The sequence below is a fragment of the Mesorhizobium sp. GW821-FHT07A06 genome, assembly GCF_059419085.1.
In genome coordinates, this window is the sequence record NZ_JBWKRC010000002.1 from 819,004 (window position 1) to 842,996 (window position 23,993).

22 protein-coding genes are annotated in these 23,993 nt (G+C 66.7%); 11 read left to right on the forward strand and 11 right to left on the reverse strand.

The window, feature by feature from the left end; genetic code table 11:
- The first annotated feature begins 208 nt into the window (after positions 1-208).
- The 4 genes from AC07SZ_RS09450 (at position 209) to AC07SZ_RS09465 (ending at position 2,807) form a co-directional block, all read left to right on the forward strand.
- Positions 209-961 (forward strand): DUF899 domain-containing protein, encoded by a 753-nt coding sequence (locus AC07SZ_RS09450; RefSeq protein WP_494914031.1) that lies wholly within the window; start codon positions 209-211, stop codon positions 959-961.
- Between the two features lie 109 nt (positions 962-1,070).
- Positions 1,071-1,328 (forward strand): hypothetical protein, encoded by a 258-nt coding sequence (locus tag AC07SZ_RS09455; RefSeq protein ID WP_494914032.1) that lies wholly within the window; start codon positions 1,071-1,073, stop codon positions 1,326-1,328.
- 79 nt (positions 1,329-1,407) lie between these two features.
- Entirely contained in the window at positions 1,408-2,412 is a 1,005-nt protein-coding gene (locus tag AC07SZ_RS09460) for a zinc-dependent alcohol dehydrogenase family protein (protein WP_494914033.1), read from the forward strand.
- Between the two features lie 122 nt (positions 2,413-2,534).
- Positions 2,535-2,807 (forward strand): hypothetical protein, encoded by a 273-nt coding sequence (locus AC07SZ_RS09465; RefSeq protein WP_494914034.1) that lies wholly within the window; start codon positions 2,535-2,537, stop codon positions 2,805-2,807.
- A 305-nt stretch (positions 2,808-3,112) separates the two neighbouring features.
- Here the strand turns inward: AC07SZ_RS09465 and AC07SZ_RS09470 are convergent, their stop codons facing one another.
- Positions 3,113-3,295: a hypothetical protein gene (locus AC07SZ_RS09470; protein WP_494914035.1), complete on the reverse strand. Its 183-nt coding sequence runs from the start codon at positions 3,293-3,295 to the stop codon at positions 3,113-3,115.
- A 104-nt stretch (positions 3,296-3,399) separates the two neighbouring features.
- Entirely contained in the window at positions 3,400-4,017 is a 618-nt protein-coding gene (locus AC07SZ_RS09475) for a TetR/AcrR family transcriptional regulator (protein WP_056572109.1), read from the reverse strand.
- Positions 4,018-4,302: 285 nt separating this feature from the next.
- Between AC07SZ_RS09475 and AC07SZ_RS09480 the strand changes: the two genes are divergently transcribed.
- From AC07SZ_RS09480 to AC07SZ_RS09505, 6 genes are all read left to right on the forward strand, one after another.
- Entirely contained in the window at positions 4,303-4,800 is a 498-nt protein-coding gene (locus tag AC07SZ_RS09480; protein WP_056571303.1) for a (2Fe-2S)-binding protein, read from the forward strand.
- The gene (locus AC07SZ_RS09485) at positions 4,797-5,855 is read left to right on the forward strand and encodes an FAD binding domain-containing protein (RefSeq protein ID WP_494914036.1); all 1,059 of its coding nucleotides are present in this window, start codon (positions 4,797-4,799) and stop codon (positions 5,853-5,855) included. The genes AC07SZ_RS09480 and AC07SZ_RS09485 overlap by 4 nt, the downstream gene beginning before the upstream one ends.
- On the forward strand, positions 5,845-8,103 hold the full coding sequence (locus AC07SZ_RS09490) for a xanthine dehydrogenase family protein molybdopterin-binding subunit (RefSeq protein ID WP_494914037.1): 2,259 nt from the start codon (positions 5,845-5,847) through the stop codon (positions 8,101-8,103). The genes AC07SZ_RS09485 and AC07SZ_RS09490 overlap by 11 nt, the downstream gene beginning before the upstream one ends.
- Before the next feature lie 105 nt (positions 8,104-8,208).
- On the forward strand, positions 8,209-8,682 hold the full coding sequence (locus AC07SZ_RS09495) for a (2Fe-2S)-binding protein (protein ID WP_056571296.1): 474 nt from the start codon (positions 8,209-8,211) through the stop codon (positions 8,680-8,682).
- Positions 8,679-9,662 carry an FAD binding domain-containing protein gene (locus AC07SZ_RS09500; protein WP_494914038.1) on the forward strand — a complete coding sequence of 328 codons (984 nt, stop codon included), beginning with the start codon at positions 8,679-8,681 and terminating at the stop codon, positions 9,660-9,662. Before AC07SZ_RS09495 ends, AC07SZ_RS09500 begins: the two co-directional genes overlap by 4 nt.
- The gene (locus tag AC07SZ_RS09505; RefSeq protein ID WP_494914039.1) at positions 9,659-11,953 is read left to right on the forward strand and encodes a xanthine dehydrogenase family protein molybdopterin-binding subunit; all 2,295 of its coding nucleotides are present in this window, start codon (positions 9,659-9,661) and stop codon (positions 11,951-11,953) included. The genes AC07SZ_RS09500 and AC07SZ_RS09505 overlap by 4 nt, the downstream gene beginning before the upstream one ends.
- 163 nt (positions 11,954-12,116) lie before the next feature.
- On the opposite strand, the gene AC07SZ_RS09510 is transcribed toward AC07SZ_RS09505, so the two are convergent.
- The gene (locus AC07SZ_RS09510; protein ID WP_494914040.1) at positions 12,117-13,127 is read right to left on the reverse strand and encodes a zinc-dependent alcohol dehydrogenase family protein; all 1,011 of its coding nucleotides are present in this window, start codon (positions 13,125-13,127) and stop codon (positions 12,117-12,119) included.
- Positions 13,128-13,225: 98 nt separating this feature from the next.
- Here AC07SZ_RS09510 and AC07SZ_RS09515 point away from each other — a divergent pair, with 98 nt between their 5' ends.
- Complete coding sequence (locus AC07SZ_RS09515) at positions 13,226-14,155, forward strand: LysR family transcriptional regulator (protein WP_494914041.1); 930 nt, start codon at positions 13,226-13,228, stop codon at positions 14,153-14,155.
- A gap of 172 nt (positions 14,156-14,327) precedes the next feature.
- Here the strand turns inward: AC07SZ_RS09515 and AC07SZ_RS09520 are convergent, their stop codons facing one another.
- From AC07SZ_RS09520 to AC07SZ_RS09555, 8 genes are all read right to left on the reverse strand, one after another.
- Positions 14,328-15,086, reverse strand: a complete 759-nt coding sequence (locus AC07SZ_RS09520) for a slipin family protein (RefSeq protein WP_494914042.1) — start codon at positions 15,084-15,086, stop codon at positions 14,328-14,330.
- The gene (locus tag AC07SZ_RS09525; RefSeq protein WP_494914043.1) at positions 15,083-16,468 is read right to left on the reverse strand and encodes an NfeD family protein; all 1,386 of its coding nucleotides are present in this window, start codon (positions 16,466-16,468) and stop codon (positions 15,083-15,085) included. The genes AC07SZ_RS09520 and AC07SZ_RS09525 overlap by 4 nt, the downstream gene beginning before the upstream one ends.
- A 145-nt stretch (positions 16,469-16,613) precedes the next feature.
- On the reverse strand, positions 16,614-17,318 hold the full coding sequence (locus tag AC07SZ_RS09530; protein ID WP_056571284.1) for an outer membrane protein: 705 nt from the start codon (positions 17,316-17,318) through the stop codon (positions 16,614-16,616).
- 252 nt (positions 17,319-17,570) lie between these two features.
- Entirely contained in the window at positions 17,571-18,452 is an 882-nt protein-coding gene (locus AC07SZ_RS09535; RefSeq protein ID WP_494914044.1) for an EamA family transporter, read from the reverse strand.
- Positions 18,453-18,590: 138 nt separating this feature from the next.
- On the reverse strand, positions 18,591-19,277 hold the full coding sequence (locus AC07SZ_RS09540) for an aspartyl/asparaginyl beta-hydroxylase domain-containing protein (protein WP_172372952.1): 687 nt from the start codon (positions 19,275-19,277) through the stop codon (positions 18,591-18,593).
- Positions 19,278-19,399: 122 nt separating this feature from the next.
- Positions 19,400-20,695, reverse strand: coding sequence for an HlyD family type I secretion periplasmic adaptor subunit (locus AC07SZ_RS09545; RefSeq protein WP_056571278.1), 1,296 nt, complete (start codon positions 20,693-20,695; stop codon positions 19,400-19,402).
- An 11-nt stretch (positions 20,696-20,706) separates the two neighbouring features.
- Positions 20,707-22,473, reverse strand: a complete 1,767-nt coding sequence (locus tag AC07SZ_RS09550; protein ID WP_065005374.1) for a type I secretion system permease/ATPase — start codon at positions 22,471-22,473, stop codon at positions 20,707-20,709.
- 331 nt (positions 22,474-22,804) lie between these two features.
- A partial coding sequence (locus AC07SZ_RS09555) for a DUF7507 domain-containing protein (protein WP_494914045.1) occupies positions 22,805-23,993 on the reverse strand: 1,189 nt, incomplete at its 5' end.

Consider the following 23,993-nt stretch of genomic DNA (forward strand, 5'->3'; position numbering starts at 1 on the left):
AGAACGCGATGACTGTCTCAACCGACCTTGCTCTCGACGCACCGAACGACGCCACCGGGCATGCCCGGCGTCACCCCTGCTGCGCCGGACCGGACGATGCGGACCCAACCGCTTTCGCAACACCTGTCCCTCACCGCCCCACCCTGGCTCAGGATCCCCGGGCGATCACAGGCCGCGACGGCCCCATGACTGGCAAAGGAGAAGACCAATGACCAAGCACTTGACCATGAAGACCCCGCCGATCGTTTCGAGGCAGGAATGGGACGCCGCGCACGAGAAGATGCTGGTGAAGGAGAAGGCGACGCTGCGCGCCAAGGACGCGCTCGCCGCCGAACGCCGGCGCATGCCATGGATGGAAGTGGACAAGGCCTATGTGTTCGAGGGCCCCAACGGCAAGGCAAGCCTGCTCGAGCTGTTCGAAGGCCGCCGCCAGCTGATCGTCTACCGCGCCTTCTTCGAGCCCGGTGTCTATGGCTGGCCCGATCACGCCTGCCGCGGTTGCTCGCTCGGCGCCGACCAGGTTGGCCACCTCGCCCATCTCAATGCCCGCAACACCACGCTCGCCTACGCCTCGCGCGCCCCGCAGGCCGATATTGCGCGGCTGAAGAAGCGGATGGGCTGGGAAATGCCCTGGTACACCATCACCGACAGCTTCGACAAAGACTTCGGGGTCGACGAATGGCATGGCCACAACGTCTTCATCCATGACGGCGACCGCGTCTTCCGCACCTATTTCATCAACAGCCGCGGCGACGAGGCGATGGGCACGGTCTGGAGCTATCTCGACGCCACCCCGCTCGGCCGCCAGGAGATCTGGGAGGACTCGCCCGAAGGCTATCCCCAGACCCCGCTCTACAGCTGGTGGAACTGGCACGACAATTATGAAGCCGGTGCCGACAAGAAGTGGGCCGAAGTGGCCGCCGCCGGCGAAGCCGCCTTCCGCGACAAGGGCGAACAATAGGACCGGTGGATCGACGCCCCATCGAGCTTGGGTTCCTCTTCCCCACACCGTGGGGCGAAGAACCCAAGCCCTGGCCTCGTCACTGGCATGATCATCAGGGAAAAGGACCATGACCGACATCCATTCCGGCACCGGCGGCGCGACCCCCGAAAATACCGCCTCCCTTGGCGTCGCCGACTGGCTGTGTCTCGCGGCGGCACCGACCTTCGCCCTGATGGCCCTGCTCTCATGTCTTCAAGGTGGCGGCACGGCCATGCTGTGCATGGGCGGCTCGCCGCTGACCGGCATGGCGGCCATGTACCTGCTGATGAGCGCCTTCCATCTCGCACCCTGGCTCAGGCTGATCTCCGGCCGGCAGGTCCGATAGGCCTGGCTCGGTTAGACTTGGCTCACTTAGACCGGGCTCGCTGTCGCCATATCAAGACATCCACACATCGGAGAAGACAATGAAGCTGGTCAGGCTGAGAGCGCCGGGTGGCCTGGACAGGCTCGAACTGGTCGAGGAAGATCCTCCCCGGCCGGGGCCAGGTGACGTGCTGGTCAGGATCCGCGCCTGCTCGTTGAACATGCGCGACGATTTCGCGGTGCAGGGCAAGACACCGCTCGCCGACGGCCGCGTGCCGCTGTCCGACGGCGCGGGTGAAGTGATCGCCGTCGGCGGCGATGTCGATGCGCTCCGGCCGGGCGACAGCGTGGTCAGCGTTTTCTATCCCTGGTGGCTGGACGGAGACATGACGCCCGCCACCAGACGCGACATTCCGGGAGAGAATTTCGACGGCTTCGCCAGCGAATATGTGTGCATGCCGGCGCATGCCTTCACGAAAGCCCCGGCGGGTCATAGCCATTTGGAGGCGGCGGCGCTCACCTGCACCGGCGTCACCGCCTGGCGAGGCCTGGTGGTGCGCGGCAAGGTGAAGCCCGGCGACACGGTGCTGGTGCTGGGCACGGGCAGTGTTTCGCTGTTCGCGCTGCAATTCGCCAAGGCCGCCGGCGCCCGGGTCATCGCCACCTCGTCCGACGAGGAAAAGCTGGAGCGGCTCGCAAGCCTCGGTGCCGACGCGACCATCAACTACAAGGCCGCCCCGGATTGGGGCCGCAAGGCCCGGGAGTTGACCGACGGGTGCGGCGTCGATCACGTGATCGAGGTCGGCGGCCCCGCCACGCTGGCGCAATCCCTGGTCGCCTGCCGGACAGGCGGCCACATCGCCCTGATCGGCGTCCTGACCGGCTTTGCAGCTGATGTCTCGATCCCGGCCGTGTTTTCGAACCAGATCCGCATCAGCGGTATTTCGATCGGCAGCCGGGCGGACCAGGAGGACATGATCCGCGCGATAGAGGTCAACGGGTTGAAGCCCGTCATCGACCGCCGCTTCCCGCTGCGCGACATTGCCGCCGCCTTCACGCATTACGGAGCGCGAAAGCACTTCGGCAAGGTTTGCCTGGAGCTTTGAGCCATTCCATCAGCAATGGCTAATTGACAGCCTCCAGGAAACGGCGCTCAGTGCCTTGTACAGGTGGATCGCAGCATCAGGCGGGCGATTTCGGCCGCCGGCGTCACCCTGGGGAGGATGCCATGCCAACCGTAATCGGCCATCACAACATCTCGAAAGACAGCAAGCACTGGCTCGCTTCACCCAAGCGCAAGGAGCTTTTCGGCTCGCTGGGGATCACCAACATCCGCACCTTCGTCGATCCGCAGAACCCGAAACGGGTGGCCGTGATGATGGACGTGCCGGATATGGACAAGATGGCCGCGCTGATGCAGAGCAAGGCGGCCGCCGAAGCCATGTCGCACGATGGCGTGGTGCCGGAGTCCCTGGTGATCCTGGTCGAAGCCAAAGCGTAACCGCGCCAGGTCCGGCACTTCAGGTCGCGATGTCGTTGACCGGCAGCAAGGGCTTGGGGAGGTCAGTCTCGCCAAGCCCGGCGCGCAACTCGATCTCGATGTCGCGGCATATCCGCGAGATCGGAACGTCGTTGGCGTTGCCCTCGAACGGGTTGGCGCTGCTCTCGCCGACTGGTCGAGAGACATGTAGGCCAGCCAGCAGCGTGCTGAACGGATCGTCAGCCAGATGCCGATCGTGCCCAGCATGCCGCCAGGTTTGCCCATGTCGGCAAAGACCGGAACGACGCCGAACGGCAACAGCGAGATCATGACAAACATGGAACTGACGATGGGGTACTGGCGCGGATAGGGATTGTTCTTGATGCGGTCGCGGCGCGCCGCTGATCGCGGAAATCGCGGATCAGCTTCGTCAGTTCGCCATGGATCTGCGGGGGAATCGTGGCGTCCTTGAGCAGTGCGTTGACCTGGACCGATTGCATTTCGAGCAAGGTGATCGCCGGCTGCGATCAGATTGCAGGAACGGCCCACATATATCGGATCCCCTCAAAGATCGTGGATAGGCATGGTTGTCACCCGGCCGATATCCAGATCCTCAACCCGCGCTGTTTGCCCCGAACCGCAAGCCGTCCATCAACAGCTTGACCAGCCGACGCGAGCGGTCTCGCCACTCCGGCGTGTCGGGGGCGGAGTAGATTCCCGACAGCGCATGCAGCACGTCGGAGGCATCGACGTCGCCCCGGATCGTGCCGTCGGCCACCGCTGCCTCGACCAATTGCCGCAAGGCCTGGGAGACCCTGCCCGACGTGTCGGAAAACAGCGTCGAGTTGGTGGTGAGGAGGATGCGCAGGCTGGTTGCCAGGCCGCGCTTGGTGGCGATGTAGTCGACGAAGCGCCGCATCCATTCTTCCAGCGCGACATCGGACGGATGCTTTGCCGCAAGCTCGCCGGCGGCCGCGCACAGCGCCTCCGCCTCGCGGCGGTAGACCACCTCGACCAGATGCTCGCGCGTCGGAAAATGCCGGTAGAGCGTGCCGATGCCGACACCGGCGCGGCGCGCAATGTCCTCCAGCGAGGCATCGATGCCGCGTTCGGCGAAGACCGATGCGGCCACCTCGACCAGCCGGTCGCGGTTGCGTCGCGCGTCCGCGCGCAGCGGCTTGGTGTCCGCGGCGGTCTTCGTTTCGGCGATGACGGACGGCTCGACGGCCAATTTTTTCTCCACGGTCGAAATATGGGGGCTTGAACCCGGCCGGGCCAGCCCCCACGTAATAAACGGAGGCGCCTCCGCTTTAGTGGAGTGCTTTCATCATATAAGAAGGGGAACGCTTATGTCACGCCTTTCGAACCTGCAAGCCGACATCTCCCCTGCCCGCCTGTCTCCCCGGAGATCCGCTGTCACTTCCTCCAACACCTGACCAAGAATTTACCTTGCCGTTCTCCGGCAAGGCACCAGTTCACCTCCCATCCGCGTCAAGCAAACTGGAGCCAGACGCCCATGACCAGTCTTCCCATCACGCTTACCATCAACGGACACCGACACGAACTGGAAGTCGATCCGCGCGTAACCCTGCTCGACCTCCTCCGCGAGCGGCTTGACCTCACCGGCACCAAGAAGGGCTGCGACCGCGGCCAGTGCGGCGCCTGCACGGTGCTGGTCGACGGCAATCGCATCAACTCCTGCCTGGCGCTGGCGGTCAGCCATGACGGCGCCAATGTCTTGACCATCGAGGGCGTCGCCCGTGGCGAGGAGCTGCATCCGGTGCAGGCCGCCTTCATCGCCCATGACGGCTTCCAATGCGGTTTCTGCACACCGGGCCAGATCATGAGCACGCTCGGCCTGATCGCCGAAGGACAGGCCGGGGACGATCCCGAACGCATCCGCGAGGGGCTGAGCGGCAACATATGCCGCTGCGCGGCCTATGGCGGCATCGTCGAGGCCGTCCTGGAAGCTCAGGAGCAACTTGCCAAGGCCGACCGGAGGACCGCGGCATGAGGGACTTCGATTACGTCAGGCCCGCCACGATCCCGGACGCCATCGCGGCGGCCGCGCGGCCGGGTTCAGCCTATCTCGCCGGCGGCACCAATCTGCTCGACCTGATGAAGGGCGGCATAACCAGCCCCGAGCGCGTCGTCGACATCTCGCGGCTGCCGGAACTCAACCGCGTCGAACGGCTGGACGATGGCAGCCTGCGCATCGGCGCGCTGGTCCGCAACGCCGATCTCGCCCACGACACGGCATTCGCCAAGGCCTATCCGGCGGTGGCCGAGGCGCTGCTGTCGGGCGCCTCCGCGCAGCTTCGCAACGCCGCCACCGTCGGCGGCAATCTCCTGCAGCGCACGCGCTGCAGCTATTTTTACGACACCGCCAGCGCCTGCAACAGGCGCGAACCCGGCACCGGCTGCGACGCGATTGGCGGCGAAAACCGCCTGCACGCCGTGCTTGGCTGGAGCGATGCCTGCATCGCCACCCATCCGTCGGACTTCTGCGTGCCTCTGGTGGCGCTCGACGCCGTGGTCGAGATCGAGGGCAAGCAGGGCCGGCGCCATGTGACGCTGGAGGAATTCCACCGGCTTCCCGGCGAAACGCCGCATCGGGAGAATGTGCTGGAGCCCGGCGACCTGATCGTGGCGGTGCGGCTGCCGGCCGAGGCGGCCTCCTTCGCCGCCAACGCCCGTTACCTGAAAGTGCGCGAACGCACCTCCTTCGCTTTCGCCGTCGTCTCGGCCGCCGCGGCACTTGTCGTCGACAGCGGCAAGATCCGCGCCGCGAGGCTGGCACTGGGTGGCGTCGCGGCCAAACCGTGGCGGGCGCGCTCGGCGGAAGCCGTGCTGCTTGGCGCGGATGCCAACGAGGCGACCTTCGCCAGCGCGGCGGACGCGGCCCTGGCCGATGCCAGCCCCTCCGGCGACAATGCATTCAAGATCGAGCTTGCCCGCCGCATCGTGGTCAGGGCGCTGACGTCTGCCCTGGCGGGGACGCCCGAGCGGCTGCCGGCCCTTCCGGCTTCTCCCTTTTCCTCCATTCCCGGAGCGCGCCATGACGCTTGAACTCAGCCTCAACCAGCAACCCGCCCACGCGCGGCAAGGCTCCAGCATCGGCCAGCCGCTGACCCGCCGCGACGGCTTTCTGAAAGTCACCGGAGCCGCGCGCTACGCGGCCGACAACCATCCGCCCGGCATGCTCTACGCCGTGCTCGCCGTCTCCAGCATCGCGCGCGGCCGCGTTGCCTCACTGGATGTCGAGGCGGCCAAGGCGCACGAGGGCGTGGTCGAGGTGATGACGCCCTCGAACCGGCCGGCGCTCGCCGCCGATCCGGATGCCAAGGACCATCCCTTCATGTTCCGGCTCGACCTGTTGCAGAACGAAGAGGTCCGCTACCCCAACCAGAGCATCGCCGTGGTGATCGCCGAGACGCTGGAAGCGGCGACCGAAGGGGCGGCGCTGCTGTCGCCGCGCTATGAAGCACTGCCGGCGCGCGTCGGTCTCGACGGTGCCGAAAGCTTCGTGCCGCGCGGTGTCGGCGTCGGCGGTCCGGCGGTGCAGCACAAGGGCGATGTCGAGGCCGGCCTCAAATCGGCAAGGACGCGGATCGAGGCCACCTACGAGACGCCGGCCCAGTACCACAACGCCATGGAGCCGCACGCGATCGTCGCCGCCTGGGATGGCGACCGGCTGTCGATCGACACGCCGAGCCAGGGCCTTGCCATGGCGCAGGGCCGCATCGCCGGCCTGTTCGGCATCGCGCCGCAGGACATCCACATACGCAGCCCCTTCCTCGGCGGCGGCTTCGGTTCGAAAGGCATGATTTCGGGGCCGCAGGTGCTAGGCATCCTGGCGGCGCGCCTCGTCGGCCGTCCGGTCAAGCTGGTGCTGCGGCGCGAGCAGATGTACGGGCCGGTCGGCCACCGTGCTCCGACGCGCCAGACCTTGCGCATGGGCATGGATGGCGAGGGCCGGCTGACGGCGATCGACCATCACGCCAAGACCGCGTCGAGCACGTTCGACGACTTCTTCGAACCGGCGGCGGATGCCTCGCACACACTCTATGCCAGCCCGGCCATCGCCACCTCGCACGAGGTGGTCCGGCTCGACACCGGTACGCCGCTATTCATGCGGGCGCCAGGCGAAGCCACCGGCTCGATCGCGCTGGAGAGCGCCATCGACGAGGCGGCTCACGCCTGCGGCATCGACCCGCTGGAATTCCGGCTGCGGAACTATGCCGAGGTCGAGCCGATGACCGGCAAGCCGTTCTCCTCCAAGGCCCTGCGCGAATGCTACGCACAGGCGGCCGGGACGTTCGGCTGGGCGAGCCGCCCGCCGCGGCCGCGGCAGATGCGCGACGCCGATGGTTTCCTCACCGGCTGGGGCATGGGTACGGCGACGTTCCCCGCCCTGATGTTCCAGGCCGAGGCGCGTGCGGTGTTGAGGGCCGATGGCAGCGGCCTGATGGAGACCGGCGCGCAGGACATGGGACAAGGCGCCTGGACCGCCTTCGCCCAGATCGCCGCCGACGGGCTCGGGCTCGACATCGGCCAGGTCGATTTCAGGGCCGGCAGCTCCGACTTGCCCAATGCGGGCATTGCCGGCGGCTCCGGCCACACGGCGACGGCCGGCATGGCGATCCACAATGCGGGCGCCGACGTCATCGCCAGGCTGGCCGATCTCGCCACCGGCAACGAGGCCTCGCCATTGTTCGGCGCCGGCAATGAGGGCGTCGTGGCGCGCGGCGGCCGGCTGTACCGGCGCGACGATGAAAGCCGCGGCGAAAGCTATGCCGAGATCCTCACGCGCGCCGGCCTCACGGAGATCGAAGGCCGTGGCAAGGCCGCCCCGGACCCGACGTCCCAGGAGACCTATGCCAAGCATGCGCATGGCGCCGTCTTCGCCGAGGTCAAGGTCGATCCGGATTTCGGGCAGATCCGCGTCACCAGGCTGGTCGGCGCTTTCGCCGCCGGGCGGGTCATCAACCCCAGGCTGGTGCGCAGCCAGTATTATGGCGGCATGATCTGGGGCGTCTCCTTCGCGCTGCATGAAGAAGCCAGCACCGACCGGCGCTCGGGCCGGATCCAGAACGCCAATCTCGCCGAATACCATGTCCCGGTGAATGCCGACGTGCCGTCGGTCGAGGCGATCCTGGTCCATGAGGACGACCCCTACGTCAACGCACTCGGCATCAAGGGCGTCGGCGAAATCGGCATCACCGGCACGGCCGGCGCGGTTGCCAACGCGGTCTGGCATGCAACCGGCGTGCGGCCTCGCCGCTTTCCGATCCGCATCGAGGACCTGCTCGGGTGAGAAATGACGAACGCCCGCAGCGAAAGCGCCGGACGGACAGGTGGGCCTCCACCTGTCCGACATGAAATAATTCCACCAGCGTCAAGCAACTGGAGCCCGACGCCCATGACGAAAATCCCCATGCATCTCGACATTAACGGCACCCATCATCACCTGGAACTCGAACCCCGCGTGACGCTGCTCGATGCCTTGCGCGAGCGGCTCGGCCTGACCGGCACCAAGAAGGGCTGCGACCACGGCCAGTGTGGCGCCTGCACGGTGCATGTCGACGGCGAGCGCGTGCTGGCTTGTCTCACCCTGGCGGCGCAGGCCGAGGGCCGCGCCATCACCACCATAGAGGGGCTTGCACGGGAGGGCGAACTGCATCCCGTGCAGGCTGCCTTCCTCGAGCAGGACGCCTTCCAGTGCGGCTACTGCACGCCGGGCCAGATCATGTCGGCGGTCGCCTGCATCCGCGAGGGCCATACCGGCTCAGATGAGGAAATCCGCGAATACATGGCCGGAAATCTCTGCCGCTGCGGCGCCTATCCGCACATTGTCGCCGCTGTCCGCCAGGCAGCCCTGGAGGTCACATCATGAGGGATTTTTCCTATTTCCGCGCCGGCTCGCTTGATGCCGCACGCCAGGCAGCGGCCCTCCCCGGCGCCATGCTGCTTGCCGGCGGCACGACGCTGATCGATCTCGCCAAATGCGGCGTCGCCGAGCCCGACACGCTGGTCGACATCACCCACCTCAAGGGGCTCGACCGGATCGAAGTGGGCGAACACCGCGCCACCATCGGCGCGCTGGCCCGAATGAGCCATGTCGCCGATCACGCCGACATCAGGAGCCGCTTCCCCGCAATCTCCGAAGCGCTCTGGCAGGCGGCCTCGGCGCAGATCCGCAACATGGCGACCATCGGCGGCAATCTGATGCAGCGCACGCGCTGCCCCTATTTCCGCGATCCCGCGAATTTTTCCGCCTGCAACAAGCGTGAACCCGGCTCTGGCTGTTCGGCGATCGGCGGCGTTACCCGTGGTCACGCCGTGCTCGGCATCAGCGAGGCCTGCATCGCCATGTATCCCGGCGACCTCGCCACCGCTTTGGTTGCCTTCGACGCGACAGTCCATCTCGGCGAGCGCCGCATCCCGGTCGACGACTTCTTCCTGCTACCGGGAACTACGCCCGACAAGGAGCACGCGATCAAGCCGGGCGAGATGATCACCGCCATCGAGGTCCCCTCATCCGCCGCCGCGCACCGCTCGACCTATTTGAAGATCCGCGACCGGCAATCCTATGAATTCGCCGCCGCGAGTGCCGCAGTCGGTCTCGAACTGGAACCCGATGGGCGCACCATCCGCGACCTGCGCGTGGCGCTCGGCGGCGTCGCGACGAAGCCGTGGCGGGCGCGGGCCGTGGAGGCGGCGTTGATAGGCAAGGTGCTGGAACCGGACGCCGTCCGCGCGGCCAGCCTGCTTGCCGTCGAAGGCGCTGTCGACCACGGCGCCAACCACTACAAGATCGAGCTCGCGCCGCGCGTCGTCGCGCGGGCCATCCTCAAATTGGGAGAGACGGCATGACTGTTCACGCAAGACACGGCGACGCCTCGGATGGCGCGCTGGCGCAAGCCGTCGGCGGCCGGCTGTCGCGCGTCGACGGACCGGCCAAGATCACCGGCGCGGCCAAATACGCCGTCGAGCAGCAGCTCGAAGGCCTCGCCCATGCCGTGCTGGTCGAGAGCACGATTGCCTCCGGCAAGGTGCGCGCGATCGACACCGCGCGGGCGGAGGCAGCACCGGGCGTGCTCAAGGTGCTGACGCCGGACACCATCATCAGCCTGAGAACCGCGTCGGACTGGTTCGGCACGCCGCCGCCGGACAAGCCCTATTGCCCGCTGGCGCGCGACATCACCTTTTCAGGCCAGCATGTCGCCGCTGTCGTGGCCGAGACCTTCGAGCAGGCGGTCGCCGCCGCGGCGCTGGTCAAGGTCAGCTATGACGAGACGCCTTCCATCGTCGACCTCAGCGACGGCAAGGCCGGCGATGGCATCCCGATCGACGCCATGACCAAGGAATGGGGGGATGCGGCCACCGCCTTCGCCTCGGCGCCGGTGCGGATCTGCGCCGCCTACAACACGCCGCGCGAATACCAGGCGCCGATGGAGCCGCATGGCCTGATCGCGCGCTGGGAAGGCGATCGTCTGACCGTGTGGGAGCCCAGCCAGTGGCTGGACGGCATGGCCCGCACCTACGCCGAATGGTTCGAAGTGCCGTTCGAGAATGTGCGGCTGGTCTCGCCCTATATCGGCGGCGGCTTCGGCTCCAAGGCGCTGGCGCTCAGCCACGGCGCGATTGCCGCGAGTGCCGCCAGAATGCTGGGCCGGCCGGTGAAGCTGGTGATGACACGGCCGCAGACCTTTACCGGCTATGGCGGCCGCGCCGCAACCCGGCAGACGGTGACGATCGGCGCCGACCATGACGGCGTGATCCAGTCGATCGTGCATCGCGGCGTCAATGAAACCTCCATCGACGGCATGTGGGTCGAGCCGCTGGGATCGGTCACCTCGATCATGTACGCGACGCCGAATTTCTCCTCGAGGCAGAATGTCGTGCGGGTGAATTCCGTGGTGCCGGGCGCCATGCGCGCGCCTGGCGAAAACCCCTCGGCCTTCGGCATTGAAAGCGCCATCGACGAGCTCTCCTACGAGGTCGGCATCGATCCGCTGGAGATCCGGCTGCGCAACTATGCCGAACAGGACCCGGAAGCGAAAAAAGCCTGGTCGACCAGGCAGTTGCGCGAGGCTTTCGCAGCGGGTGCCGAACGCTTCGGCTGGGCCAGGCGCACGCCGGCGCCGCGCTCGATGCGCGACGGCAACCATTTGATCGGCTGGGGCGTCGCCGCCGGCACCTATCCGGTGCGGCGCGCCTACGGCGAGGCGGTCGTGCGCATCCTCGCCGATGGTTCGGTCGAGGTTGAAAGCTCCTCGATCGACATGGGCCAGGGCACCTACACCATCCTGGCGCAGACCGCCGCCGAAACGGTCGGCGTGAGCGCCGACGACGTGGTGGTGAAGCTCGGCGATTCCCGCTTTCCCCGCGCCGGCGTCACCGGCGGCTCGCGCCTTGCCGGCGTGATGACGGGTGCCGTCCACAAGGCGGCAACCGCGGCGCTCGACCAGCTGGTGGGCCTGGCGATCAGCGACCCGCGCTCGCCCTTCCACGCGCTGCAGGCGAACACCTTGGTGGTCGCCAATGGCCGCATCGGCTCGCCGCGCGGCGACCGCCCCGATGTCTCGATCGCCGACCTGCTCAAGAGCGTCGGGCGCGACCGCATCGAAGCGACCGGCGACACCATGCCTGCCAATTCGACCGCCGAGGACCGCTACAAGAACTACACCACCATCGCCATGGCGCTGCCGCACACCGAGGGCGACTATTCCCGCCACTCCTGGTGCGCGCATTTCATCGAGGTGCGCGTCGATGAGGATTTCGGCACGGTGCGTGTGTCACGCGTGGTGTCGGCGCTGGATTCCGGCCGGCTCTACAACCCGAAGCTCGCCGAGAGCCAGTGGAAGGGCGGCATCATCATGGGCATCGGCCAGGCCCTCCTCGAGGAAGGCATAGTCGACCGCCGCCATGGCCGCATCGTCAACAACAACCTCGCCGACTATCTGGTGCCGACCAATGCCGACATCCCTGACATAGATGTGATCTCGGTCGGCATCCCCGACCTGCATTCCTCGGTGCTCGGCGGCAAGGGCGTCGGGGAACTCGCCATCGTCGGCGTCGCGCCGGCGATCGCCAACGCGGTGTTCCATGCGACGGGAAAGAGGGTGCGGGATTTGCCGATCACGCTGGAGAAGCTGATCTGAGCGCGTAATCTCCCCCCTTGAGGGGGAGATGGCCGGCAGGCCGGAGGGGGTCGGTTCGACTGGGCGCGGCTTCCTTGCGACGATCGGAGCTTGCACTTCACGCGAGACGACCCCCTCTGTCGCCTTCGGCGACATCTCCCCCTCAAGGGGGGAGATCAGCTCCTCACCACTCCAGGCCGAACACCAGCTTGCCGAAATGCAGGCCGCCGGCGGCCATGTGGGCATAGGCTTCAGCCGCTTCGCCAGGTGAAAACACCTTGTCGACGACCGGCTCGATCCCCGCCGCGCCGACGGCGCGGGCGGCGTCGCGGAGGTCCGATACCGACCCGGTGTTGTTGCCGATCACCTTCAGCGCCTTGATGATGATCGGCAGCAGGTTGACCGTGGCCTCGGCGCCGGTGACGAAGCCGATGGTGAACAGCGTGCCGCCGGGCGCGGTAGCGTTGATGGCGCGGGCGAAGGTAGCGGTGCCGCCGGTCTCGACCACGAGGTCGGCGCCGAGGCCGTCGGTCAGCTCCAGCACCTTGCCGTCCCAATCAGGTGTCGCTCGGTAGTTGATGAGATGATCGGCGCCAAGTGCCTTAGCCCGCTCCAGCTTCTCGTCCGACGACGAGGTGATGATGACGGTGGCACCGGCGGCTTTCGCCAGCTGCAGGGTGAAGATCGAGACGCCGCCGGTGCCAACCAGCACCACGACCGAGCCCGGCCCGACATTGGCCACGCGGATGGCGTTCCAGGCGGTGGTGCCGGCGATCGGCAGCGTCGACGCCGCCTCGAAGGAAAGATGCGCCGGGACCGGCACGAGCGAATTGGCCGGCAGCGCGACATATTCGGCCAGCGACCCCGGCAGCGCGACGCCGCGCATCTGCGTCATCTCGTAAGGGCGCGGCGGGCCGCCGATCCAACGTGGCTTGGCGTGGGCGACGACGCGATCGCCCGTTTTGAATCTCGTGACGCCCTCACCCACCGCGACGATCTCGCCGGCACCGTCGGCGACGGGGATCAGCGGAAAGACCGGTCCGGGATAATTGCCGCTCGCCACCGCGACGTCGACGAAGTTGAGGCTCGCCGCACGCTGGCGGATCAGCACCTCGCCGCGTTGCGGCTCAGGGGTTGCAACGGTGGCGGCGCGGAAGGCGTCCAGCCTGGGTTGGCTGAGTTCGATGGCTTTCATGGTTTCACTCCGGTGGGACGATTGATGGGGTTGAGTGAACCTAGTTGCTGCGTTATTTCTGGATAATCCCGATCTTCTACATTTGAGTATTGCAAATCATGCAGCAATCCCATGAGCCGGCGGCCCTTGCCGAAATGGCTGCCTTCGCGGCCATTGCCGAGGCGCGCTCCTTCACCAAAGCGGCGGCGCGTGTCGGCCGCGACGCGACCATCCTGTCGCGGCGCCTGCAATCGCTGGAGGAGCGGCTGGGGGTAAGGCTGCTCTCCCGCACGACGCGCAGCGTCTCGCTGACCGAGGCGGGCGCCGAATTCCTGGTGCGCGTGCGCGCCATCCTCGCTTCCGTCGACGAGGCCGAGGCCGCCGCGTCGGCGCATGCCGGCGGCGGTCCGCGCGGCCTGCTCAGGCTGGCGCTGCCCGGCACGTTCGGGCGCATGTGGATCGGGCCGCTGCTGCCGCAATTCCTTGCCGAATTTCCCGATGTCCGCATCGAGGCCGAATTCTCCAACCGCTTCGCCGATCTGGTCGCCGAGAATTTCGACGTCGCCGTGCGGCTCGGCGCGCTGGAGGATTCGCGCCTGGTGGCGCGCAAGGTGGCGACGCGGCGCCGGCTGCTCTGCGCGGCCCCCTCCTATCTCGCCCGAAAGGGCCGGCCGGAAACACCGCGGGCGCTGCTCGGACATTCCTGCCTGGGCTTCAGTGGCTTCCAGACCTTTCCGGCCTGGGAGATGACCGACCGCGAGGGCCGGCGCGCGCGCGTCGAGGTTTCCGGACCATTGGTCAGTGACGATGCCGAGGTGCTGGTCGAGGCCGCCGTGCAGGGCGTCGGCCTGATGATGAGCACCGACTGGCTGGTCGGCCGCGAACTTGCCGACGGACGGCTGGTGCCTGTCCTGGAGGAGTGGACGCTGGCCGACGAAGGCGCGGTCTATGTCGTCATGCCCTCGGCCAAGGGCCAAGCCGCCAAGACCCGCGCCTTCGCCGACTGGATCGGCAAGCGCTTCGCGCCGGAACCGCCCTGGCGGCGGTGAAGCTGCCAATCTCCCTCCTTGAGGGGGAGATGGCCGGCAGGCCAGAGGGGGTCGCCTCGCGTGGAGCGCCGGCCTCCCCTGCCGAAGATAAGAGGTCGCGTCAGGACGCACCGACCCCCTCTGTCGCCTTCGGCGACATCCCCCTCGAGGGGGGAGATTACGTGCACGTCCCTCACTTCCCCTGCCCCTTCATGAACTGGCTGAGCAGATCCACCGGCAGCGGGAACACAACCGTCGACGAGCGCTCGCCGGCGATGTCGTGCAGGGCCTCGAAATAGCGCAACTGCATGGCCTGCGGCTCGGCCGCCAGCATGCGGCCCGCCTCGACCAGTTTCGCCGCCGCCTGCTGTTCGCCCTCGGCGTTGATCACCTTGGCGCGCCGCAGCCGCTCGGCTTCGGCCTGCTTGGCGATGGCGCGGACCATGTTCTCGTTGAGGTCGACATGCTTGATCTCGACATTGGACACCTTGATGCCCCACGCATCGGTGCGCTGGTCGAGGATCTCCTGGATGTCGCTGTTGAGCTTGTCGCGCTCGGCCAGCATCTCGTCCAGCTCATGTTTGCCGAGCACCGAGCGCAGCGTGGTCTGCGCCAGCTGGTTGGTGGCGGCCATGTAGTCCTCGACCTGGATCACCGCCCGCTCGGCGTCGACGATGCGGAAATAGAGCACCGCGTTGACCTTGACCGAGACATTGTCGCGCGAGATCACGTCCTGTGGCGGCACGTCCTGCACCACCACCCGCAGGTCGACCTTCACCATCTGCTGCACGAAGGGAACGAGGATGATGAGGCCTGGCCCCTTGACCCCGGTGAAGCGGCCGAGCGTGAAGACCACGCCGCGCTGATATTCCCTGAGGATGCGGATGGCCGAGGACAGGAACATGATCACGACCAGTGCGACGACCAGATAGGCGACATAACCAATCATCATTGTGTTGCTCCATTCCTTGCCGCGTCGCGCTTCCGCACCGTCAGCACGAGGTCGCTGATATCGGTGATCTCGACACTGTCGCCGGCCGCGATCGGTTCGTCGGCCCTCGCCCGCCAGCGCTCGCCCAGGGCCAGGACATGGCCCTCGGCGCCCTGCCAGTCGAGGATCTCGGCCGGCTGCCCGCGCATGGCTTCGCCGCCGACGCGCGGCGGGTTCTTGCGCGCCGCCCAGACATAGGTGCCGGTCAGCAGCGCCAGCCCGAGCGTCAGCGCCGCGGCGGGACCGATGACGGCCCAGGACATGGCAAAGCCCGGGCCCTCTACCCGCAGCAGCATGGCGGCGCCGAACAGAAAGGCGGCCACGCCGCCGAGCCCAAGCACGACGGTGGGATTGAAGGCCTCGATGACGAGGAAGGCGAGGCCGAGCAGCATCAGGGCAAGGCCGGTATAGTTGATCGGCAGGAGGTCGAGCGCATAGAGGCCGAGCACGAGGCAAAGCGTGCCGATGACGCCGGGCGCGACCGCTCCGGGGCTGGTGAACTCGAAGACGATGCCATAGACGCCGACCAGCATCAGGATGACGGCGACGTTCGGATCGGTGACGACGCCGAGCAGCCGGATGAACCAGCCGGGCTCCAGCGTCTCGACCGGCAGCCCCTTGGTCGCCAGCACCACTTTCTTGCCGGCGACATCGACGGTGCGCCCGTCGGCCAGTTGCAACAGTTCGGTGGTGTCGCGGGCGACGAAGTCGATGACATGCTCCTGCAGCGCCGCATTGGCCGACAGGCTCGCCGCCTCGCGCACCGCCTTCTCGCCCCAGTCGCCATTGCGCCCGCGCAATTCGGCAAGCGACCGGATCAGGGCGACCGCGTCATTGGTCACCTTGGCCATCATCGCGTCGCCGGCCGGCCGTCCGCCCTGGCTCTTCTGGTCGCTCTTGTCCTTCTGGTCGTCCTTCTCGCCGCCAGGAAGCGACGGCAGCCCGCCGATCTCGACCGGCGTCGCGGCGCCGAGATTGGTTCCCGGCGCCATCGCCGCGACATGGGTGGCATAGAGGATGTAGGTGCCGGCGCTGGCCGCATGGCCGCCGGCCGGCGCCACATAGCCGATGACGGGCACCGGCGAAGCCAGGATATCGGCGATCATCTCGCGCATCGAGGTGACCAGCCCGCCCGGCGTGTCGAGCTGCAGGATAAGAACCGAGGCGTCCCGCTTGGCGGCGGCATCGAGCGCTTCCTCGAGCTGCCTGCTGCTTGCCGGCCCGATGGCGCCGTCGATGGCGACGCTCAGCGCGACCCTCTCGCTCCCGGCCGAAGAGAAGGGACAAAAGACAGCCACGGCGACGAAGGCCGCGGCAAGAAGGGCCACCCGCGCGAAGGTCACGCTCAAAGCTCCATGGACTCAATATGGGTTGTATTTTGGCGAGTCCAAGAGGAGCCGAAGTCGGCGGCCGGCGAAGGCCGAAGCGACGACGGATTGCGGACCCGCGCCGGAAAGGTCGGCGCGGGGTATTGTTCGCTCTGGGGGATCAGAACTTGTAGCTGAGCCCTACCCGGACATCGTGCGTCTGCAGGTCGACCTTCGTCTCCGTGGGCAGGCCGGCCGCTATCGACAGATCCTGGCTGCCGAAATCGGAGTAGCGGTATTCGGCCCGCGCGATCCACCTGTCGGTGAAAGCGTGCTCGATGCCGGCGCCAACGGTCCAGCCGACATGGCTCTCGTCGTGGAACGGTATTTCGCCGCCGGGGCCGGCGCTGATCGCGGTCACTTCATATTTGGCCGCGGCCACGCCGGCGGTGATGTAGGGCAAGGTCCGGTCGAACGCATAGCCCGCCCGCAGCCGCGCCGATCCCTCCCATTTGAGTTCGCTCTTGAGCAATGTGGTGACGCCACCGCCGCCGGTGTCGACAGGTGTCAGTCCGTCGGCATTGCTGTAGGCGATGTCGGCCTCGGCGCCGATCACGAAGCTGTTCGCCATCTGGTAGTTGGCGCCGATATGGATGCCGCCGACAAAACCGTCCGGATCAAGCGGCACGTTGAGGTCGGATCCGCCGCCGAACCCGCCGCCGGCGATGAACAGATTGGATTTTCCGGCTGCGTAGCCCGCGTCGACGCCGGCATAGAGGCCGGACCAGTCGTAGCCGGCAACAGGCGAGACCTCATTGAGGTCGGCCGCGCACGCCATGCCGACAGGCGCCAGAATGAAGGCCGTCGCGAGAAGAATGATTTTCATTGTTTGTCTGCCGCCCCATATGTTGTGGTCCTCGCCACGAAAATACTCCGTGGCGATCCAGGTGTGGTCGAGGCCCCCGGTGTTGCATTGTCCGCCGGCTGCGTCTTGGGCTGGGTCGCACCGGAATTGTCCGGGAAAGCGACACACCGCTTTCCCGATCGGTGTGACCATTCAGCCGCAGTCGATCGGCGCGAACGCGGCATTGGCCGCCGTGACACCGAAGGCACCGGCGAGGACGGCGCTGTGGTACCCCTACTCCAGCGACGGCACCGGTGGCTTCGAGGTCAGCGCCGTGCCGGCGGCCGCCGCGATGACGGCGGCGATACCGGCCAGTTGCGCCGGGCTCAGGCTTTCATGCAGGAACAGGAAGCCGGCGAGCGCGCCGAGCCCCGGCTCCAGGCAGGTCAGCGTGCCGTAGATGCGGGCCGGCATCCGGGTCAGCGCCACCATCTCCAGGAAGAACGGCAGCGCGCTGGAAAACAGGCCGACGAGCAGGGCGCCGACCAGGATCGACGGCGCCAGCAGCCCCGTGCCGGCCTCGGCGATACCGAAGGGCAGCACCAGCACGGCGGCGATCGCCATGCCATAGGCGGTGGTGCGGGTGCCAAGCTCGGCGCCCGTCTTCTGGGCGAGCACGATGTAGAGCGCCCAGAAGCCGCCGGCCGCCAGCGCCAGCATAACCCCGGTCGGGTCAAGCGGCTGCTGAGAATGGATGAAGGGCGACAGAAGGATGATGCCTGCCACCGCCAGCGCGATCCAGGCAAAGTCGCTGGCGCGCCGCGACGTCAGTGTCGCCACCAGCAGCGGCCCGGAAAATTCGAGCGCCACGGCGACGCCGAGCGGGATCCTGGCAAGAGCCGCGTAAAACAGGAGGTTGAGCGCGCAGAGCGTCACTCCATAGGCGACGAGCCAGGGCAAGTTGGCGCGCGTCGGCCGCATCTGCCACGGACGCAGCACCGCGATCAGCATCAGCGCGCCGACGACCAGCCGCAGCGTCGTCGTGCCTTGCGCACCGATCACCGGAAACAGGGTCTTGGCGAAGGTGGCGCCGATCTGGATCGACACCATCGCGCCCATCAGCGCCGCGACGGGCAAGGGTGCCGCTTCGCGACTTGCAACCGGTATCGATGTCACTTGGTGCTATCCTCCGCGCCGCCGGGCAGAAGCCCTCTGGCGGCATCGGGATAGGCCGAACCGGCCCGCCTGTCGTGAGACAGCGCGCGGCGCTTGATGGGACACGGCCGTCGCACGGCGCTGTCGCCCGCCGCCGGCTCAGCCGCCGAACGACACGCCCCTGCGCCGCATTCCCGCCTGCACGCCGCGCACGATCAGCCTGGACAGGACTTCCATGTCCCAGGGCATTCCCGGACGCCAGACATCCAGCAGAAGGGCTATGCGGGCTTCATCGGCATTGTTCATCACCTCGTGCGGATAGGTGTCGTCCCACAGCATGCCTTCGCCGTCGCTGATCCGCTTCTCCTGATGGTCGATCATCATGACGGTTGCCGGGCGGCCATCGGCCTGTCGCGGGATGACCAGGCCGAGGTGGAACCGCATGATGCCGCGAAAGGGTCCGCGATGGCTGGGAATGTGCTTGCGCGGCGCGAGGAACGAGATAGCCGCCGATTTGACTTCCGGGCATTCGGCAAGCAACCGGCTGAGAACCGGCATCCGCGCAAGGTTCTCCGGAACCGCCATGTCATAGGCCTTGAGCACGAACATGCGCCAGTCGAGGCCGTCATTGGCCGAGATTTCGGCCTGCTCGGGCATGATGTCGTGAAAACGCGGCACCTTGCCCAGATGCACGCCCAGCGCTTCGCCGCGGATTTCACGCCACGCGTCGATGAATTTCGCCGCGTTGGGAAATTCGATAGCGGTATCGAGGATCGCCGGCGCCTCTATCCGCCTTTCATAGACACGCCGGATCACATCGGATGCAAGATCATAAGTGCGCGACATCTCATGGCCTCCGTCGCACCATAGACGGATGGCCCTTGATTTTCGTTACACATCTTGTTCACGACGCCGTGCGCTGCCCGCCAGCCGTGGTCCGGTCGCACCGGCCCTGCTCCAGAATCCCCTCATTCCCTGAAGGCGCGGCTGATCTGATCTTGCAGCGGTTTGACGAGATAGGAGATCACGGTCCGGTCCGCGGTCTTGATGAAAGATTCGACGGGCATGCCGGGAACCAGCTTGACCTCGCCGAGGCGCGCCACCTCCGCATGCGTGGTCGCGATGCGAACGGTGTAGTAGCTGATGCCTGTACGCTGGTCGGTCGTGGTGTCCGGCGAAGTCAGCTCTACCGTGCCGTTGATTTGCGGCGTGGTGCGCTGGTTGAAGGCTGAAAAGCGCAGCGCCGCCGGCTGGCCAACCCAGAGCTGATCGATGTCGCTCGGCGCGATCTTGGCTTCGACCGTCAAGCTGTCGCTGTCGGGCACGATCTGCATGATCGTCTGGCCAGGGGTGATGACGCCGCCGATGGTGTGGACGATGGACTGTTGCACGACGCCATCCTGGGGCGCGCGGATGTCGATGCGCCTGAGCTGGTCCTCGGCGGCGATCTTGCGCTCCGTCAATTCGCCGACCTTGCCGTCGATCTCGCGCAGATCCTTGTTGACGTCGGTGCCGAGCTCGAGGTCGATCTGGAGGATCTGCAGATTGATCTCGGCGATCTTGCCCTGGGCCTGCGCCAGGGCCGCCGTCAGCTGGCCGCGCTCGCCATCGAGCCGTGCCGACTCGCGCTCCATGGCGGTCAGGCGGTCGATCGAGATCAGCCGCTTCTTCCACAGCGCGCGTATGCTGGCCAGTTCCTCCTCGACGAGCGTGATTTCCTGCGACTTGGCATCGGCTTGCGCCGTGTCCCCGCCAATCTCCTTCTGCAGCTGCAGGATGCGCTCCTGCAGCTGGCTCTTCTGGCCGGAACGCCCCGCGCGTCGCGTCTCGAAAACCTGTTGCTCGCCAGCCATGAGCTCGGCGATCGCCGGATCGCCGCGGCGATCGAGAAGGTCCTGCGGAAAGGCGATGACATCCGCGCCCCGGCGCTCCGCTTCGAGGCGCGCCTCGCGTGCCGCCAACTGGTCGAGCGCCTTGGTGACGACGGCAAGGTTGGCCGCCGGCACGGTCGGGTCGAGGCGCACGAGCAGAGCGCCGCGCTTGACGCGGTCACCATCACGCGCCGCGATCTCGCCGACGATGCCGCCGGTCGAATGCTGCACGTCCTTGACATGGGAATCGACGACGAGAACCCCGGAGGCGATGACCGCTCCCGAAATCCGTGTCAGCGAGGCCCAGCCGCCGACACCGCCGACCAGCAGCGCGACCGCGATGAGGCCCAAATGCAAGTAATGCCGGATGGATTGGTGAGAGGAGCTCTGCATCGTTCCCCCAATCACTCGCCCGCCGCCGCCACCGTGCCTGGCGTCGCCGGCCCTTCGGTGGCGAGCCTGAGGTGCGGCACGGTGGCCGCGGCCGGCTGCGGCCGCGGAAACAGCTTGTTGAGAACGTCTTCCTTGAGCCCAAACGCCTGAACGCGGCCCTGGCTCATGGCGAGGATGAAATCGACCGTGCCGAGCGCGCTAGGCCGATGCGCCACGAGCACGACGATGCCGCCTCGCTGCCGCACCGAGACAATCGCCTGGAACAGCGCCTGCTCGCCTTCGGCGTCGAGGTTGGAGTTCGGTTCGTCGAGCACCACCAGGAACGGATCGCGGTAGAGAGCGCGTGCCAGCGCGATGCGTTGGCGCTGGCCGGCCGAGACGGCCTCGCCGAGTTCGCCGATCTGCGTCTCGTAGCCGTCGCGGAAACCGACGATGAGATCATGCGCGCCGGCTGCCCTTGCGGCGGCAATCACCAATGCGGGATCGGCGCCGGGTTCGAAACGCGCGATGTTCTGTGCGATCGAGCCGGCAAACAGCTCGACGTCCTGTGGCAGGTAGCCGATGAACTGGCCGCGATCCTCCGGCGACCACTGGTCGAGGTCGGCGCCATCGAGCCTGACCCTGCCGGCGGCGGACGGCCAGGCGCCGACAAGCGCCCTGACCAGCGTCGACTTGCCCGAACCGCTCTGGCCGATGATGCCGACCGCGTGTCCTGCTTCCAGCGCAAAGCTGGCATCCTGCAGCAGAAGACGCTGCGTGCCGGGCGCCACGACGCTGACACCTTGCATGAAGACGTGGCGGCTCGGCGCCGGCATGGCCATCGGCTCGGCATCGGCCGGTAATGCGGCGAGGATCCTGGTCAGCCGCAGCCAACCCTGCCGCGCGGTCACGAAGCCCTTCCAGTTGGCGATGACCAGATCGACGGGCGCCAGCGCCCGGCCACTCAGGATCGAGGCGGTGATGATGATGCCCGCGGTCGCCTGCTGCTCGATCACCAGCCAGGCACCGATGCCGAGCATTGCCGATTGCAAGAGCATGCGCAGCACCTTGGACACGGCGCCAAAGCCGCCGGCAATGTCACTGACGCTGCGCTGCTCGGCGAGATAGTCGCGATTGGCCTCTTCCCATCGTTTTGCCATCCTGCCGCCCATGCCGAGAGCAGCAATGACTTCGGCGTTGCGGTTGCCGGTCGTGGTCAGGCCGTTGCGGATGATGCCGGTCTGGGTGCCTGATGTGACCGGCTTGCGCGTCAGCCGCTCGGCAAAGACGGTCAACAGCACCAGCACGATCGCGCCGATCAGGGCCGTCACGCCGAGAAGCACGTGGAACATGAAGATGATGACCAGATAGAGCGGCAGCCACGGCAGGTCGAACAAGGCGGTCGGGCCGGAACCGGACAGGAAGGTCCGCACGCTGTCGAGATCGCGCACCGGCTGCATGCTGTCGCCATTGCGCCCGACCTTGAGCGGCAGCTTGAGGACGCTGGAATAGACGCGGGCGCCGAGCGCCTCGTCGAGGGCGCCGCCGATGCGCACCAGGATGCGGCCGCGGATGAAATCGAGCACGCCTTGCCCGGCATAGAGGATGGCGACGAGCAGGCTGAGGCCGATCAGCGTCGGCACGCTGCGGCTCGGCAGCACGCGATCGTAGACCTCGAGCATGTAGATCGAACTGGACAGCATCAGCACATTGAGGACGCCGCTGAACAGCGCAATGGCGATAAAGGCGGAGCGGCAGGATTTGATTGCCGCCGAGAGTTCCGATCCCTGCTGCAGGATATTGGGCTGCCGGGTACTGGACCCGGCAGCCCTTCGCGCCGTCGCCGCGGCGCCGGGGGCTGCGTCCGGACCGGTTTCGGCGCGAAAGGGATTGCGTCTCCGGAACAGCACAAGCGCGCCGGATATCGCCAGCGCCAGACAGACCAACCAGATGCCCGCCGACGTTGTCAGCACGCCGCCGAGGGCAAGAAAAAGGGCGCAGGCGATCAGAACCAGACCCAAGGACCTGATCCTGGCCTGCGCCGAAGTGAAGATGGTGAAGCCCCTTTCCATGCCATTTCACGCGGGCGAAGCTGCGGCAAACACCCGGCCGAAAGGCCGGACGCCGGCCTCAGGCGATGCCCGTGAGGCCCCCCACTTCGTGCAAGGTGAGCCAGAATTGATCGAGCGTGTTGGGATGCTCGTCGATGATGTTGGCCCCATCGAACCAGGCTACATGGCCGCCTGCCCCGGATGTCACCAATTGCCCCTGGTTGAACCACATCAGCGCGTTCTTCAGGCCCTCGCCATCGGCCTCCTTGCCGCCGTTCCAGTCGGTGATGCCGGAGCTCGGATCGGTGACGTCGACATACTTGGTCCAGGCCGTCGAGCTTGTCTTCAGCGCGGACCCTGCCAACCCCGTGCCAGCGGCGTTTCCATCAATAATCCCGTCACCTCCGTCGACATTGACGTTGAGTCCGGCCCATACCCCCTCGCCCTTCAGCCACATCATCGCCTCGGTGATCAAGTCGTTGGGCTGGGCAACGTGGTTGTCTATGTTGAGCTGAGCGGCGATCACCTGCTGCAGCATGATGACGCGCGCGTCACCGCCGGTCGAACTCGATTCTATGGCCTTGGCCAGGGAATTCGAAATCAGCAGGGTGTGTTCGCCGGCGTCGGCAACGCCGTTGCCATTGCTGTCGCCGAGCAGCAGGTTGCCGTCGTGGCGCGGGTTGATGTCCAGCCCCCAGATGACGCCACTGTTGAAAGCGCTCTTGGTGGGATTGCTTTCGTGGCCGGTGACACCATCCCACGCATCGGAATGGCTTCCCCAGAACCCTTGGGTCAGCGCCTTGTTCGAGAAGCCCTCATAGTCGCTGCTGTCGGTGGCGAGCGGCGTCAGCGAATGTCCGGCCGTGTCGACATAGGCATTGGTGGTGGCCGTTGCATTGTTGACGTAGCTGCCGAGTTGCGCTGTGCCGGTCGCCTTGAAATGCCAGGTTTCGTTGGTGTCGAGCAGGCCGTTGTGGTTGATGTCGCCGGTGTTGAAGCCGCCGCTGGTTATCGCCGTGGCATTGAAATCATCACCAGTGCCGACCGTGCCATTGTCGTCCTTGACGACGACGTTGGCGAGCGCGACGTTGCCGTCGTTCTTGACATCGTAGGTCCAGGTCACAGCCTGGCCTTGGAAGATGTTAAGGCCGTGGTCGACGCCGTTGGTCTTCTTGTCCAGCGTGATATGCGGATCAGCGCCGAAATAGCTGGAGCCGTCGGTGGCGCTAGGTGTGGCGACATGACTGGCATCGTCAGTAAAGGAGCCC

Coding starts and splice junctions, on each gene's coding strand:
- AC07SZ_RS09450 (WP_494914031.1), top strand. CDS start 209: ATGACCAAGCACTTGACCATGAAGACCCCGCCGATCGTTTCGAGGCAG.
- AC07SZ_RS09455 (WP_494914032.1), top strand. CDS start 1,071: ATGACCGACATCCATTCCGGCACCGGCGGCGCGACCCCCGAAAATACC.
- AC07SZ_RS09460 (WP_494914033.1), top strand. CDS start 1,408: ATGAAGCTGGTCAGGCTGAGAGCGCCGGGTGGCCTGGACAGGCTCGAA.
- AC07SZ_RS09465 (WP_494914034.1), top strand. CDS start 2,535: ATGCCAACCGTAATCGGCCATCACAACATCTCGAAAGACAGCAAGCAC.
- AC07SZ_RS09480 (WP_056571303.1), top strand. CDS start 4,303: ATGACCAGTCTTCCCATCACGCTTACCATCAACGGACACCGACACGAA.
- AC07SZ_RS09485 (WP_494914036.1), top strand. CDS start 4,797: ATGAGGGACTTCGATTACGTCAGGCCCGCCACGATCCCGGACGCCATC.
- AC07SZ_RS09490 (WP_494914037.1), top strand. CDS start 5,845: ATGACGCTTGAACTCAGCCTCAACCAGCAACCCGCCCACGCGCGGCAA.
- AC07SZ_RS09495 (WP_056571296.1), top strand. CDS start 8,209: ATGACGAAAATCCCCATGCATCTCGACATTAACGGCACCCATCATCAC.
- AC07SZ_RS09500 (WP_494914038.1), top strand. CDS start 8,679: ATGAGGGATTTTTCCTATTTCCGCGCCGGCTCGCTTGATGCCGCACGC.
- AC07SZ_RS09505 (WP_494914039.1), top strand. CDS start 9,659: ATGACTGTTCACGCAAGACACGGCGACGCCTCGGATGGCGCGCTGGCG.
- AC07SZ_RS09510 (WP_494914040.1), bottom strand. CDS start 13,127: ATGAAAGCCATCGAACTCAGCCAACCCAGGCTGGACGCCTTCCGCGCC.
- AC07SZ_RS09515 (WP_494914041.1), top strand. CDS start 13,226: ATGCAGCAATCCCATGAGCCGGCGGCCCTTGCCGAAATGGCTGCCTTC.
- AC07SZ_RS09520 (WP_494914042.1), bottom strand. CDS start 15,086: ATGATGATTGGTTATGTCGCCTATCTGGTCGTCGCACTGGTCGTGATC.
- AC07SZ_RS09530 (WP_056571284.1), bottom strand. CDS start 17,318: ATGAAAATCATTCTTCTCGCGACGGCCTTCATTCTGGCGCCTGTCGGC.
- AC07SZ_RS09540 (WP_172372952.1), bottom strand. CDS start 19,277: ATGTCGCGCACTTATGATCTTGCATCCGATGTGATCCGGCGTGTCTAT.
- AC07SZ_RS09545 (WP_056571278.1), bottom strand. CDS start 20,695: ATGCAGAGCTCCTCTCACCAATCCATCCGGCATTACTTGCATTTGGGC.